Consider the following 14,778-nt stretch of genomic DNA (forward strand, 5'->3'; position numbering starts at 1 on the left):
GGAAGTTTTAAAATGTTAAATGGTTTATTAAATTCATTATTAGCTATTATATTAACAATAGCTGTATGTTTTATTATAAGTACATTAATTCCTGGAATTGAAAGGAAATATATTCATGCAAGAATTCAGCAAAGAATAGGTCCATCTGTTATAAGTCCAGGTATTATGGCTCCAATTAAGTTTTGCTTTAAAGAAAATATTAGTCCTAGATCTCCAGTTCCAGGATTATATAAAGCTTTACCAATTGTATGCTTTTTAGTTGTATTGACTATTTTAATTGCATTAGTTCCTCAATCTTATGTTTTTCCAGCTTTTGCAAGTTTAATAACTGTTGTAGGTTTATTAAAAATTGAAGAAGTATGTTATGTTTTAATGGGATCTTTATCTAAATCTGTAATGTCTTTAGGGTTGCCTTTTCCAGATATTATAAAAGGTGGAGCACATCTTGATGCTGAGAGATCATATATTGAAGATATTAGTGCAAATAGAGCATTAAGATTAATTTCTTATGGTTCTTTTCCATTATATATTGCACTTTTTGTTCCTGTAGCAGCTTCTGGAAGTATTTTCTTAAGTGATATTATAGCTTATCAACAAGTTAATGGTCCTATTTTATTTACTTTATCAGGTATTTTAGCTGCAATAGTATTTTTTATAGGATATATGGTAATATTAAATGAATATCCATTTGCATTATTAAAAACTAAAGCAGATGTTATTGAAGGACCATATATGGAATATGCTTCTAAATACAGAGCTTTTGTTTATATTACAAGAGGTTTTCTAATGTTTACATTAGGAGCATTGTTTTCAGTATTATTTATTGGTATTCCTCCAAATATTTTTTCATGGGGAATTTTAGTAAATATAGTTGTAGCATTAATTTTCCCAGTTTTAATGGGTGTTTTTAGTACCTTCTCACCAGTATTTACAAATAGGCAGTTTTTCCCTACTGTAATTGCTGTTTCATTAGTTGGTGTTTTAGCTATTGCATTAACATTATTATAATCAGGTGATTTATTTGAAGTTTGTTATTAGACCATGGCATATTATTAGCTTAGCAGGTTATATTGTAGAGAGAAATTTCCCTTATCGTAATATTATAGTAGTTAATAAATCAGATGAACCAGTTAAACTCGAAGTGCCTGTTTTTGAAGAAAGTTGGATTCAAGATCATAGAGATTTAGGTCTTGAAATTATTCCAGTCTCAGATGAAGATAACTTTTTAAAATTGTATAAACTAGCACATGCTGATTTACAAAATGAATTAAATATTTAATTTATTTATTTTTAGCTACTGCTTTACAGATATCATTATAATTACAATTTAAACATTTATTTCTTATAGTTTCTGTTTTAGGAATTATTTCATCTTTTTTTATCATTTTTATTTCTTTTAATATTTTAAATAAACTTTTTCTTAAATGAACATCCATAACAACTGGTCTACGTTCTTTTATTTGAATATATTCTATAAATCCTACAAATACTTCGGTATCAAATTCTTGTTCAATCAATAATGCATTAGCTGCTAATTCAACTGCATCACTATCCCAAACTCCTTTTATTGGAGGTTTACTTGTTCTTAATTGCACAGGATAATATTTTCCATCAATTATTTCAATTTTATCACAAGAACCAATAATCTCTAAATCTGGATCTTTTAATACATATGCTTGCATTGAATTTGGAAAAAACATTTCTACAATTTGATTGCCATTTTTATCTAATGTTTCCATAGCTTTACTTGTCTTTAAAGCCAAAATTTTAATTGAAAAATAAACTTCAGATATTATTTCAATTTTTTGTTCTTCTATTTTTTCACTATATTCTTCAGGTAATGATTTTTCAAGGTTTGATATTGTCATATCTATATAGCTTATTATATTTTCTATTAGTATACTTTCAATTTCATTTAACTCCATTTTAGCCTTAATTTTACGAATGTTTTTTTGAGTTAAATCATTTATATCGACTCTTAATCTCTTTATTTCACCATGTAACAATAAGTCATTATCTTCTTTTTCATCAAGTTGATACTGGTAATAAAGTTTTAATGGACAATACATAAATTGTTTTATCGAAGAAATATTTATCATTTTTATAACCTCATTTTTCTTTATTTTTATTTTGATTAGCTATCTATAAATAAAGAGAGGTTATTTTTGATTACAATTGTTTATTTCTTCTTTAAAATATTTAAAATAAGTAAAAATTATATTTAGAGTAAATAATTACTCTTTTTTATTAATAATTGGTGAATCTTTTAATTTTACATATTCATCTATAGATTCCCTTGTGGTTCCAACAACTAATCTATAGCTATCTTCACATCCCACTTTCATAACTTTTTCAATTTTGCCTTTAGCTACTACTTCTTCATTTTCAACAACTTCTCCAGCATATGTATGAGTAAAAGAAGCTATTTCACTGATATTTTCATTTATTCCTTCAATTACTTTTAAATTTTTAATTTTATAAATAGCTGGATTATCAAAGGATCGTAGTGCATCTTCAATTACACATTCAATTTTAGAAGTTCCAATAGGCTCATATTTTGTATCATTCCAGCTTTCAGTAATTTCATCATAGTTTCTAGTAGCTAAAATATCAAATAAAGTACCTCTTATAAGTCCTCTATTGAATTTTCTATTTTCATACCAGAAAAATTCTTCTTTTGAAAGACTGGAATCTCTCATTCGCTTTTCATAAACTTTTTGCCAAAAATTATCTTCTATTTTATTTAAGATAATTTTTCTACCATTAATATTAATTTCTTTGTTGTGATATTTTTTAAAAGTAGCTATTGCTTGTCTATGGTTTTGAAGGCCATATATAACAAAATCAATATCAGAAATTTCCTTTTTTTGAAGGCCTGGTAAAATCGAACCTGAAATTCCTAAGTTTTTATAGTCAATTCCAGCTTTAAAATGGAAAAAATCAGCAATGTCTATTAATTTTTTAATAATTTCATTATTATTTCCAGAATCATAAGATTTTTTAATTTCTTTTAATCTTTCTTCTGGTTTTATTATTTGTTTAACTTTAGTTAATGGAACACCCATCATTTCAATTTGGGTATTTTCACAAAAATAGAGATATTCTGGATAATTTTCTCTTAAATAGCTATAAGCTTCTTCAGAACTCACTTTTGAATATCTAGTTTCGTTTTTTTCTCGATCCCCTTTGGGATTAGGAATATATCTTAAAAAAGATATATACCTATCCTCAGGGTGAGTATAGTTTGTAGATGCAAAAAATAAATCATCTGTTGTATGAATGAAATCTCTTGTTCTAACTTTTTCCATAAAATAACTTCCTTGGTCTTATTATGGAAATAGGTATATTTATAATTTATACTGTTGTTAAGGTTCCTCTACTATTATACATTTTATCAGAACCACTAACTATACAGTAATCTGCATCACAATTTTTACAGGTTATTTCTCCTTCATAAACTCCCTTAGGATTTATAGTTAAAGTACCTTGGGATTTACATAAAGGACAATAGTTTAAATAAACAGTAGTGTAATCAGTATATTTTAATTGCCCACTACTTATTTTTTTACTACATGAAACGCAAGAAGGCTTTCCAGTCGCCGTAATTGTATTCAATGTTTTTATGTTTATTATATTTTGAATATAACTTTCACTATATTGAGAGTTTCCATTATATTCACTACTAATAACATAGCTGCCGTCTTTTAAATTAATTTGAAGTTTTGCAACACCTTGAGAGTCTGTAGTTCTTATATATTGTATTCCATTAATTGTGAATACAATATCTTCGCCACATAATAAATTTCCATTATTGTCTTTTAATGTAACTTCAAAGTAATTTCCAGTACTAGTTAATTCTAAATCATTTCCACTTAATTCACTAGATAATATATTTACAATATTAGATCCACTAAGGTCTCCAGCACTATATTCTACTAAATAGCTACCTAAATTTAAATTTATATTTAATGAAGCAACTCCATTTTCATCAGTTATTCTTTCATAAATGATTCCATTTACTTTAATAAAAACATTCACACCAGAAACAACTTGTCCTAATGAATTATAATAAGTTACTTTAAATGCTCCTTTTGTTTTATGAGCTACATTTAAATTTGAAGCAATTAATTGTCCATAACCATGAATAAATATATTTTTCATTCCACTTGCAGAATTATATATTCCAGAATTTTCTATTTTATAAAGAATATTATATATTCCAGATCCTAAATTAATGTTTAAACTAGCATAACCTTCGCTATTAGTAGTTCTAACATAATCAATTCCATTTATAGTGAATATGATATTTTCATTTGCTAAAATATTATTATTTTTATCAGTTACTTTAACTGTAAACTTACTTCCATCTTTATAATCCATATTTAAGTCTTTAGCTTCTAATTGGATTTCTTTTTTAATAACATGGATAATGTCTTCACCATATGAAGGAGCAGTATTTTCATCACCATCAAAGAAGTATTTGACATGATAATCTCCTGGAATTAAGTTTATTGTTAATCCTGCTACACCATTTGAATCAGTTACTTTTACATAGTCAACACCATTAACAGATATTGTAACATTTTTATTTGCTAATGGTTGATTATTAGAATCTATTAAAGTAACATTAAACTTTTCTTTTTGATTATAATGTATATTATTTTCTTGGGATGTTATAGCAGATCCGAATTTAATTTCGTTTTCATCTAAATCCGCTGCAGTATAAGATATTCTCTCGATATCATTATTATCTGCTATATTTGTAATATTATCTGTAGCAGATATAGTACTAATATTAATTAATAACCCACATGTGATTATTAGTAATATCATTAGTTTTTTTGGTATCGAAATTTTTTCACCTCAATTTTTATATTCAATTAATTATTGCTAAATAAGCAATGTGTTATCTAAGTTATTGATTATTTTATATAAAGGTTGTTAATTTCAAATTCTCATGCGGTGCTCTTGTTTATTAATTAAAACACGCTAATTCATTCTTTTTAAATTAAATAAATAGTATTTTATTAGTTTTTTTCATAATTTATTATTATGGGATAATATAAAATTCTAAATGATTTAATTTTCTCTTATTTTTTATAAAAACAGCTAATATTTCTTAAATAGCTATGAAAAGATTATATTTGCCTTTTTTAATTTTTCACAAAATTAAACGATTTATTAATATTGCGACTTTATTTCTATTTTTTTTATACAAAATAAAGATTTTTTAGATTATTTTTTGCAAAAATTATATTTTCAACTAAATTCTCTTTTTTTAACTAATTTTTACTACATTAAAAAAACTCATTTATACTAAAAAATAAATAATTATTATATTATAGGAAATAAGATTATGATAAAATATAAACATCTTGATGAATTTTTAAAATATGATGGAAGCCAAATTGATCCTTTCTGGGCTTTTAAATTTTTAAAAATTAAAGGTTCTTCAATTATCACATGGATAGGACCAATGAATATCGCCTCAGACAATATAAAAGATTTTGAAGACATCGATTTAGAAATTAAATCTGCTAATATGACTCATTTTATATTAGAATTTTTTGATATTCAACCACCTAATATAGAAATTGCTTATATGCGTCAAAGACTACTTGTAATGATTTTTAAAGAAGAATTACATAAACAAAACATCATATCAACAAGAAGTGGTGATGATATTTTTGTAAGTGGTAGAAAATTAACTGTTTCAATAGCTAGTATTTCACCAACTTCTATGAAAATACATTTTGGGTTTAATCTTGAAGATAATGGAACTCCAGAAGATGTTGAAACTATAGGTTTGTTCGATATTGAAAATAGTAATGGTAAAAAAGTATTTAATAATGAAAATATAGTAGATTTTATAAGTACTGTTGTAAATAGCTATATTGATGAGTTAAGTTCAATTAAAGAAGATATTGGTAAAACCAATTTTTTATAGGTGATTATAATGAAAATAATAGTAAATGGTATTAATGCAAATTTAAGATTTTCTTCTGCACATTTTATTCCAGGACATACATCTTGTGGTTTTATTCATGGCCATTCTTATTTTGTAGATGTGGAAATCGAAGGAGAAAGATCAGGAGATTTTGATTTTGTAGTTGATTTTAAAGATATAAAAAGTAATGTAGATGATATTTGTGATAAATTAGATCATAAGTTACTAATTCCTATTTTCCATGATGCAATTGATTTTAAAGATTTTACTAAGGATGAAGTTTCAGTTGAAGCCTTAGAAAATCTTAAAACAGTATTTTTTAAAGTTGGGGATAAAGGATATTCTATTCCTACAGAAGATTGCAGATTTTTACCTATTAAATATAGTTCTGCAGAAGAACTTTCAAAATATTTTGTTGAGAATTTATCTGATGCATTAAATAAAAAATATGATAATTTAGAATATGTTGCTGTTGGAGTAAATGAAGGAATAGGTCAAGGAGCTATTTATAAAGAAAATCTTGGAGATAAATAATGAAAGCTCCCATTATTGAAATCTTCTCAAGTATTCAAGGTGAAGGACTTTTAATCGGTAAAAGACAAATATTTATAAGATTTGCAGGTTGTAATCTTAATTGTTCTTATTGTGATACTGAAGATAGTAAAAAAGTTGGAAACACCTCTCTTTTAACTGTAGATGAAGTAATCGAAAAAATTGAAAAATTATATTCTGATGATTTACATTCTATTTCTCTTACAGGAGGAGAACCTTCCCTATATTTTGAATTTATCAATGAATTAATTAAAAAAATCGATTATAAAATAATGCTTGAAACTAATGGTACATTGTATGAACATATTGATAAATTAAATAAAATTGACTATGTATCATTAGATATTAAATTACCTGAGCATTTTGATGATGATTCTTTTGATGATGTTTTTCAAAATGAAATTAAATCAGTAAATTTATTAACATCAAAAGCTATAAATGTATATTGTAAATTAGTTGTGTTACCTTCAACAAAGATAAATTCAATAGAAAATGTTATTAAAAAATTATCAAAAGAAATTTTAAATAAAAATGACGTTCAAATGGTTATTCAGCCATCAAGTCCAATTGAAGACTGGAAAGATTTGAGTTCTAATTTATTTAAGTTTTCTGAGATAATTGGGAAATACTTTGAAGTATCCACCATTCCTCAAATTCATAAATTTTTAAATATTGAATAATGGATTTGTTTTTAAAAACTAAAAATATTGATTTATTGAAATGGTAATAATGTGAAATTAAATAGAGGTTTCGAAAAATGAAAGATAAAAACGCTATTAATTTAAGAAAATCAAGAAATAGGGGTTCAGTCGAACATCAAACTAAAATTCAAGAAAATGACGGTGACATAATGACTTTAGCTAGTAAAGATGTTGTATCAATCCCTCCTAGCAAAAGTATTAAAGAAACAGCTGAGACAATGGCTAAATATAATTATAGGAGATTACCTGTTACAGATCCAGGCTCTGGAAAACTTTTAGGTATTGTTACTGTAATGGATATTTTAGATTTCTTAGGTGGTGGACAGAAATTTAATATTATTCAAATTAAATATAAAGATAACTTCTTAGCAGCTATTAATGAGCCAGTTAGAGAAATAATGACTAGAGATGTAATTTATATTAGTAAAAAAGATAGTATTTCAAAAGCTCTTAATATTATGTTAGATAATAAAGTTGGTGCAATTCCTATTTTAGATTCTGATGAAAAAATTGCAGGAATAGTTACTGAAAGAGATTTTGCTTTATCTCTTGCTGGTGTTTTAACTGAAGAATTAGCTGAAGATTATATGACTAAAGATGTTATTACAACCACACCAGGAACTCCTATTGAAGGTGCTTCTAAAATAATGGTTAGGAATAAATTAAGAAGAATTCCAATCATCGGAGAAGACATTGAAATTGCAACTACATCTAAAGATAAATTATTAGGTATTGTAACAGCTACTGATATTCTTAAATTCTTAAATGATAAAGAACTATTCAGTAAAATGACTTCTAATACTGGTTCTGATGTTTTAAATTCTAAAATTTCTGAAATAATGGCTACTTCAATAACTTCAGTTGATCCTAAAACAAGATTAGGAGATATATGTGAAATATTCCAAGATAATGTCATTGCAGGTGTTCCTGTTATAAAAAATGATGAATTAGTTGGAATTATCACTGAAAGAGATATTTTAAAAGCTATTGAAGATTAATTTAAATTTAAATATTAATTAAAAACAGGGGAGATATATATGCAAGTTAAAAATTTAATGTCTGAGAATTTGATAACTATTGATAAAGATCAAAGTTTAACCGACGGTTTAAAATTATTACGAAAGAATAATATTTCCAGATTACCTGTAGTAAATACTAATTCTAATAATGAAAAAGAATTAGTGGGTATTGTTTCTGAAAGAGACATAGCTAGAAAGTTAGGATCTTCTAAATATGGTACAATGCCTCCATCCAGATTTCATATTTCTTCAGTAATGGTTAAAGATGTCATTGCTGTAAATGAGAGTATGGAATTAGTCGATGTTGCTAATTTAATGTTAGAAAAAGGAATAGGTTCAGTTCCAGTCGAATCCGAAGATAGTATGGTTGGAATCGTCTCAAAAGCTGATTTCGTTACAATGTGTACTACTAAAGCATTTGAAAAAATTCTTGTTAAAGATTACATGAACACTGATATTAAAACAATTTATTCAGATGAAAGATTAGTTCATGCAAGAAGAATTTTAATTGATAATAAAATTGGAAGATTGCCTGTTCTTGATGATGATGAAATTGTAGGAATTTTAACTTCTAAAGATATTATAAGATGCCTTATTTCCTTTAGAAAAAATGTTCCTGAAAAACATCAACAAGCACAAATTAAAAATATAACTGTAAATGATATTATGTCAACTAATCCAAAAACCATTTCTCAAGATGCAAATATTCTTGAAGTAGCTAATATTTTAATGGAAACAGGATACAATGGTTTACCAGTTTTAGATGATAATAATCAACTTATAGGAATTATAACTCAGACAGATTTACTTAAGATTTTCATAGAATCTTAAGCCTTTTTTTATTTTTTTTTGGAGTTGTTTATAATAGATTCTCAAATAGCTTTTTTAGGTCCAGAAGGTACTTTTACTCATGAAGCTGCATCTAAAATCACTAATAATTTAATTTCTTATTGTTCTATACCTGCAGTAATGGAAAGTATAGAATCTGGAAAACATCTTAAAGGAATCGTTCCTATTGAAAATTCTATTGAAGGATCAGTTGGAATTACTTTGGATTCTTTAGTTCATAATTTTAATTTAATGATTTCAGGTGAAATTATTTTACCTATTAATCACCATTTACTTGCAAATCCAAATACTACCTTTTCAGAAATTACTGATGTTTATTCTCACCAGCAAGCATTAGCACAATGTCAAAAGTTTATTAGTGAAAATAATTTAAATGCTCATTATGCATTAAGTACAGCTTCAGCTGCTAAAAACATTTTAAATATTGATAATGCTGGAGCTATTGGAACATCTAAAGCTGCAGAATTATATGGTTTAAATAAAATCAAATCAAATATTCAAGATAATGATAATAATCAAACTAGGTTTGTTATTTTATCTAAAAAAGATCATGAAATTACTGGAAATGATAAAACTTCAATAGCTTTTTCTATTTTTGAAGATTATCCTGGTCAACTTCATGAAATTTTAGGTATTTTTGCTAAAAAAACCATCAACTTAACTAAAATTGAATCAAGACCATCAAAAGAAAGATTAGGTAAATATATATTCTTTGTTGATTTTTTAGGTCATAGAAATAATGATGATATTAAAGAAATTTTAAATGATATTAAAGATAAAGTTCCATTTTTAAAAATTTTAGGTTCATATCCTAGTAATTAATTTTCATAGCTATTTTTAAAATTTTATTTATTTTCATGAAAAACTTTAAATCAATCTTAAAATATATCATTAATAAATAATTCATTTTCTATAATGAAGGGGTTATTAATATGAAAAACGATAGAAAAAAAATCATCGCTGTTATGAAAAATTTAAAAGCCGATTATCGTGCTGGTAAGATTTCTCAAGACAAATTTAGATACTTATATTCTAAATATGATGAAAAATTAGCTCAGATGGACGCTGCGGCAAATCCATCTAAACATATAAATAAAAATCAAAATCCTAGAGGTCCTAAAAATAGGAATTTTGAGAAAAACAACCCAGAAAACGAAAAACTTGTACAAAAATATATCATTGATCCTAAAAGAAATGCAGGAGAAAAAGATGTTAATCCTTCTTCAAAAAAGGGTCTTTATAGTGTTTTAATGATTGTACTTTTTGTTATAGCATTTTCTGCAGGAATCGGATTTGGTGTTTTTAATTTTGATATCACAGATTTATCCTTTTCAAATGCAGCAGCTATTGTAGAAGATAGTGCTTTTCCTGATATTGAAATGGTAAATACTACTGTAATTTCTAATACTACTGCTACAGACACTAGTTCTTATGATGAATCCTATGACGAATCTTATGATGAATCTTATGATTCCTCTTATGATGATAGTTCTAATTATGAACCAGAAATATCATATCCTAGTACTGAACCAGATACTTCTTCTGAAAGTGGGTCTAATGAGATTATTTAAAACTATTCGGTGAATTTATGAAAAAATACTTACTAATAATTGCTATTATATTTGCAGTGGTTTTTGTATCTGGATGTATTGATGGAAATAGTGATGGTACTAATTCTACTGAGATACAAACCATTTCAAAAAACGGAGTTATATTGAAATATCCATCTAATTGGGTAATTTCAGAGTCAACTTCTAATAGTTCATTAATTTCAGTTGCAGCTGCAAATTCAATTGATTCATCTAAAATAGGTCAAGTTAATGTTAATGTTGAAAAACAACCAATATCAGAATCCTTATCTACTTTTGTAAATAAAACAACTGCATCTTTAGAAAAAGATTCTTCATATGAAATGATATCTTCAGGTCAAACTACTATGGCTGGATATGATGCTATTGAAGTTGTTTATAAATCTGATTCTAATGGAACTATGAAAATGCATAAAGCTGTATGGATTGAAAAAGATGGAGAAGCTATTGTAGTCTTATGTAGTGCTCCAGAAGATAAGTTTGATTCTAATTTAAAAATATTTGATTATATTATTGCTAATATTCAATTTAGATAAGTGGTGTTTATGAATATTGTATTATGTGTTACAGGCAGTATAGCTGCAACAGAAACAGTTAAACTAGCTAGACTATTTAAAAGAAATGATGTTAATATTAAATGTTTTATGAGTGAATCTGCATGTGATATTATTCATCCTAATTCTTTAGAATTTGCAACAGGTAATGATGTTACTTTAAAATTATCTGGTAAAGTAGAACATGTTAAACATGCTAATGATGATTTAATTCTTGTTGCTCCTGCAACTGCTAATATTATTAGTAAATTTGCTCATAAAATAGCTGATGATCCAATTAGTACTTTACTTATTACTGCATATGGGCATAATACTCCTATTTTATTTGTTCCTTCTATGCATGATTCTATGTATGATGCTATTGAGGAAAATATTGATAAACTTAAAGGTGAAGGAATTAATTTTGTTAATCCTAGAATGGATGAAGGAAAAGCTAAATTTCCTCAACATGAAGAAATATATTTAGAATCTTTAAGAGTTATTAATTTAAACAAAGTTAATACTGATTAATGGGATGGTATTATTACTGATTTAGATTTACTTAGAAAAATAGCTGGAAAAAATATTTTAATTAGTATTGGTGGAACTTACGAAGCTATTGATCCTATAAGAGGGATTTCTAATAAATCTTCAGGTAAAATGGGTTTAGAATTAGCTAAAGAGGCATATATTAGGGGAGCTAATATAACTCTTATTGTTGCAAATGTTACAGTTAAAATCCCTTCTATTTTTAATGTCATTAATGTTGAATCATCTAATGATATGAATGAAGCTATTTTAAAAATGGTTCCTGATTTTGATATTTATATAGCTACTGCTGCTGTTTCTGATTTTTTACCAGGAAATGTTGAAGATTTTAAAATTTCATCAACTGATGAGATTTCACTTGCTTTTAAACCTACAGTTAAAATAATTCGTAAAATTAAAGATATCAACTCTGAAATCTTTTTAGTTGGATTTAAAGCTGAATATAATATTTCTGAAGAGCAAATTATTGATTGTTCTAAAAAACAAATTGAAATGGCTGGAACTGATTTAGTTATTGCTAATGATATTGGTAATAAAAATTGTAATTTCGGTTCTGATAATAATGAAATTTTTTTAATAGATCAAGATACTATTAAAATTCCATTAAGTTCTAAAAAAGATTTATCTAAAATAATTTTTGATAAAATAGCTAAAAAATTCTAATTTTTTAATGCCATAATTATCAATTTAAGCTATTATAATTTTAATAGTTCATGAATTTATATATAAATTATTAAAGTAATTTTTAAAATAATGACTCTTTTGATTTATATTAAATAATCGTGATAACCCTATCTAGATATCTTAATATAAAAATACTTTTTTTATAGATTATCTTCTTTGAGTATAACTTATGCTTTAAACTATTTTTACAGTAATATTAGTAATACTTTTTCACTAAAAATAGGCTTTAATTATTATTTATCTAAAAAACTAAAAAATTGTCATTTTTTGTAAAAATTTATGTGAAAAATTAATAAAAATAAGTATTTAAAAAAAATAAGCCCTTTTCTCTAGATATTACCAATATGGAGTGATTATGGAAGTGAATTTGACTAGAGAAAATATATGAGCTATTTTTTTATATTTGCATTAGCAATATTAATATTTGTGTTCATGGTATAAAAAGCTATCATTAGTAATACTTTTTCACTAATTTTTTACTATTTTTATAATTTTAAAATAGCTCTTAAAACATTGAAAAACTTAAAATTTCAACTTACTTTTTCTTAAAAACTTTTTTCAATTACAAATCCAATATGGTCTTTTTCATAAGGTTCTAATTTAACTTTTTCTATAATTTTAAAACCTTTCTCTTTAATTTTTTTCTCTTCTTCTTTAAAAATCTTTTTAGGTTTTAAAGAAACATTAATACTTCTTGCTTTAAGCATCAATAAACCTTGACCATCATCTTTTAAAAATAAATCCATATTTTTCATGAATAATTCACTTTGATTTGGTTGAGCTACATCACAATATAAAAAATCAACCTTCTCAACTAAATTTAAATATGTCTTAGGTTTAGTTGCATCAGCTAAAATTGGAGCAATATTAAAACGTTTAGAAGATAGGTTTATTAACTTTTTACATGTAATTGGTGAAAATTCAACAGCATAAATCATTCCATTTACTAGAATATCAGAAATATGTGAGACTGTTGTACCAGTTGAAGCACCTAAATAAAGAATTTTTGTAGAATCTTTTAAATCCACACTTTGAAGACCATTTAATAATCCTGCAGCTAACTTTGACCTATATGGATTCCATATTCTATATTCTTTATCTTTTTCTTGATATAGTTGTTCTCCATATACTTTAATATTAGGATTTAAGTTTTCTGTAGCTATTTCACCATCTTTTAGATAAACTTTCATCTTTTAGCCCTCTTTTTTCTTTTTTTAGAATCATTTTTATCTTTATTTTTTGATCTTGGTTGGAATGGATTTTCTTTTTCTATTTTTTCTACCTCTTCAAGGAATTTTTCACTGATTGTAGGATCAAATTCACCTGAGTAGACATCTTTTCTAATAGCTAAAGATATTTTAAGTGATAATTTTTTAGCTATTTTTCCTCTATTCCACCATTTACTTGTTCTAACTGAAGGATGTTGGAAAATGAGCCCGTGTTTTGGAGGATTTTCTCCTGTTTTTAAATGTCTAAATAATGCCTTTTCTGCACCCATTATTTGAACTGTACCTGAAGGATAACTAGCTAACTTTTCAAGTCCTCCAGCATGTGATATCAACTTAGCACCTAAAGATGATCCAAGAAGATCTGTTAAATTTGGTGCAAGTGAATTCATTTTTTTATTAATATAATTTATAACTTCTCTTCTTGATTTTTGAAGTGAGTAAATAGAACTTGCAAATGAATTTAAAACATCTAAATCTTCTTTTGAGATATCATCATCAAAATCATCTATATTTAGATTTTTATTATCATAATTTTCAATAATATCTTTTTTTGTTTTATTCTCAGCTATTAATTTAATATAAGTTTCATTGTTTTGTACTATATCTAATTCTGGAAAATATAATGAATACCAATCTCTAATTCTCTCAATTAATTTACTTATCGATTCATCAATATCATCAATAGAATTTATAGCTTGTATAAGATATTTATCTTCTGAATTTAATTCATCTTTAACTTTTGAAATAGCTAAATCTCTATATGATTTTGTAAAAGTTTCTTTAGAGAAATTTATCTCATCTAAAATATTTTCTAAATTTTCTCTTAAAAATTCTCCAGCTTTATTTGGAACTTCTAATGTGATATTTTCCCATTTATTATAATTTGATTTTTTTGACTGAGATTCAATAGAAATATTATCATATTTATCAAAAAGTTCTTCAATTAACTCTATTTCTTCTTTAAGAACTTTTTTATTTGAAATATCTTCTAATTTTGATGTACGTTCCTTTTCATCAAAAAGCTTATAACTTATTATGTTATTTGTATCATCAATAGCTATAAAACCAGCAACACAATGTGTAATAAAACAATCCATAATTAACTTATATTTATTATGATTTAAAA

General features: G+C 25.4%; 17 protein-coding genes. 12 read left to right on the forward strand and 5 right to left on the reverse strand.

Annotation, left to right across the window (positions count from 1 at the left end; translation table 11 throughout):
- Positions 1-12: 12 nt before the first annotated feature.
- Together ACA134_RS01465 and ehbP are read left to right on the forward strand one after the other, a co-directional pair.
- Complete coding sequence (locus ACA134_RS01465; RefSeq protein ID WP_409200411.1) at positions 13-1,008, forward strand: respiratory chain complex I subunit 1 family protein; 996 nt, start codon at positions 13-15, stop codon at positions 1,006-1,008.
- Positions 1,009-1,021: 13 nt separating this feature from the next.
- The gene (ehbP, locus tag ACA134_RS01470; RefSeq protein WP_409200412.1) at positions 1,022-1,279 is read left to right on the forward strand and encodes an energy-converting hydrogenase B subunit EhbP; all 258 of its coding nucleotides are present in this window, start codon (positions 1,022-1,024) and stop codon (positions 1,277-1,279) included.
- 1 nt (position 1,280) lies between these two features.
- Here ehbP and ACA134_RS01475 read toward each other — a convergent pair whose 3' ends face one another.
- The 3 genes from ACA134_RS01475 to ACA134_RS01485 form a co-directional block, all read right to left on the reverse strand.
- Positions 1,281-2,099: a Dna2/Cas4 domain-containing protein gene (locus ACA134_RS01475; RefSeq protein WP_409200413.1), complete on the reverse strand. Its 819-nt coding sequence runs from the start codon at positions 2,097-2,099 to the stop codon at positions 1,281-1,283.
- Between the two features lie 135 nt (positions 2,100-2,234).
- Positions 2,235-3,308 carry a DNA polymerase subunit beta gene (locus ACA134_RS01480; protein WP_409200414.1) on the reverse strand — a complete coding sequence of 358 codons (1,074 nt, stop codon included), beginning with the start codon at positions 3,306-3,308 and terminating at the stop codon, positions 2,235-2,237.
- A 46-nt stretch (positions 3,309-3,354) separates the two neighbouring features.
- Positions 3,355-4,833: a hypothetical protein gene (locus ACA134_RS01485; protein ID WP_409200415.1), complete on the reverse strand. Its 1,479-nt coding sequence runs from the start codon at positions 4,831-4,833 to the stop codon at positions 3,355-3,357.
- A 520-nt stretch (positions 4,834-5,353) separates the two neighbouring features.
- Between ACA134_RS01485 and ACA134_RS01490 the strand changes: the two genes are divergently transcribed.
- The 10 genes from ACA134_RS01490 (at position 5,354) to ACA134_RS01535 (ending at position 12,402) form a co-directional block, all read left to right on the forward strand.
- Positions 5,354-5,947, forward strand: coding sequence for a DUF366 family protein (locus tag ACA134_RS01490; RefSeq protein ID WP_409201051.1), 594 nt, complete (start codon positions 5,354-5,356; stop codon positions 5,945-5,947).
- A gap of 9 nt (positions 5,948-5,956) precedes the next feature.
- On the forward strand, positions 5,957-6,481 hold the full coding sequence (locus ACA134_RS01495; RefSeq protein WP_409200416.1) for a 6-carboxytetrahydropterin synthase: 525 nt from the start codon (positions 5,957-5,959) through the stop codon (positions 6,479-6,481).
- Positions 6,481-7,179, forward strand: a complete 699-nt coding sequence (locus tag ACA134_RS01500; protein WP_409200417.1) for a 7-carboxy-7-deazaguanine synthase QueE — start codon at positions 6,481-6,483, stop codon at positions 7,177-7,179. The genes ACA134_RS01495 and ACA134_RS01500 overlap by 1 nt, the downstream gene beginning before the upstream one ends.
- A 77-nt stretch (positions 7,180-7,256) precedes the next feature.
- The gene (locus ACA134_RS01505) at positions 7,257-8,198 is read left to right on the forward strand and encodes a CBS domain-containing protein (RefSeq protein WP_409200418.1); all 942 of its coding nucleotides are present in this window, start codon (positions 7,257-7,259) and stop codon (positions 8,196-8,198) included.
- A 39-nt stretch (positions 8,199-8,237) separates the two neighbouring features.
- Positions 8,238-9,050, forward strand: a complete 813-nt coding sequence (locus ACA134_RS01510) for an HPP family protein (RefSeq protein WP_409200419.1) — start codon at positions 8,238-8,240, stop codon at positions 9,048-9,050.
- Between the two features lie 30 nt (positions 9,051-9,080).
- Positions 9,081-9,890, forward strand: a complete 810-nt coding sequence (gene pheA, locus ACA134_RS01515; RefSeq protein ID WP_409201052.1) for a prephenate dehydratase — start codon at positions 9,081-9,083, stop codon at positions 9,888-9,890.
- A 110-nt stretch (positions 9,891-10,000) separates the two neighbouring features.
- A complete protein-coding gene (locus ACA134_RS01520) occupies positions 10,001-10,639 on the forward strand; it encodes a hypothetical protein (protein WP_409200420.1) in 639 nt (212 codons plus the stop codon).
- A 17-nt stretch (positions 10,640-10,656) separates the two neighbouring features.
- Positions 10,657-11,193 (forward strand): hypothetical protein, encoded by a 537-nt coding sequence (locus ACA134_RS01525; RefSeq protein WP_409200421.1) that lies wholly within the window; start codon positions 10,657-10,659, stop codon positions 11,191-11,193.
- Between the two features lie 9 nt (positions 11,194-11,202).
- Positions 11,203-11,721 carry a flavoprotein gene (locus ACA134_RS01530; RefSeq protein ID WP_409200422.1) on the forward strand — a complete coding sequence of 173 codons (519 nt, stop codon included), beginning with the start codon at positions 11,203-11,205 and terminating at the stop codon, positions 11,719-11,721.
- Positions 11,722-11,775: 54 nt separating this feature from the next.
- Complete coding sequence (locus ACA134_RS01535) at positions 11,776-12,402, forward strand: phosphopantothenoylcysteine decarboxylase (protein WP_409201053.1); 627 nt, start codon at positions 11,776-11,778, stop codon at positions 12,400-12,402.
- Positions 12,403-12,968: 566 nt separating this feature from the next.
- On the opposite strand, the gene ACA134_RS01540 is transcribed toward ACA134_RS01535, so the two are convergent.
- The gene (locus ACA134_RS01540; protein WP_409200423.1) at positions 12,969-13,613 is read right to left on the reverse strand and encodes a fibrillarin-like rRNA/tRNA 2'-O-methyltransferase; all 645 of its coding nucleotides are present in this window, start codon (positions 13,611-13,613) and stop codon (positions 12,969-12,971) included.
- The gene (locus ACA134_RS01545) at positions 13,610-14,749 is read right to left on the reverse strand and encodes an NOP5/NOP56 family protein (protein WP_409200424.1); all 1,140 of its coding nucleotides are present in this window, start codon (positions 14,747-14,749) and stop codon (positions 13,610-13,612) included. The genes ACA134_RS01540 and ACA134_RS01545 overlap by 4 nt, the downstream gene beginning before the upstream one ends.
- Between the last annotated feature and the right edge of the window lie 29 nt (positions 14,750-14,778).

The organism is Methanobrevibacter sp. DSM 116169 (genome assembly GCF_046197865.1).
In the GTDB taxonomy this organism is placed as follows: Archaea; Methanobacteriota; Methanobacteria; order Methanobacteriales; family Methanobacteriaceae; genus JAHKLT01.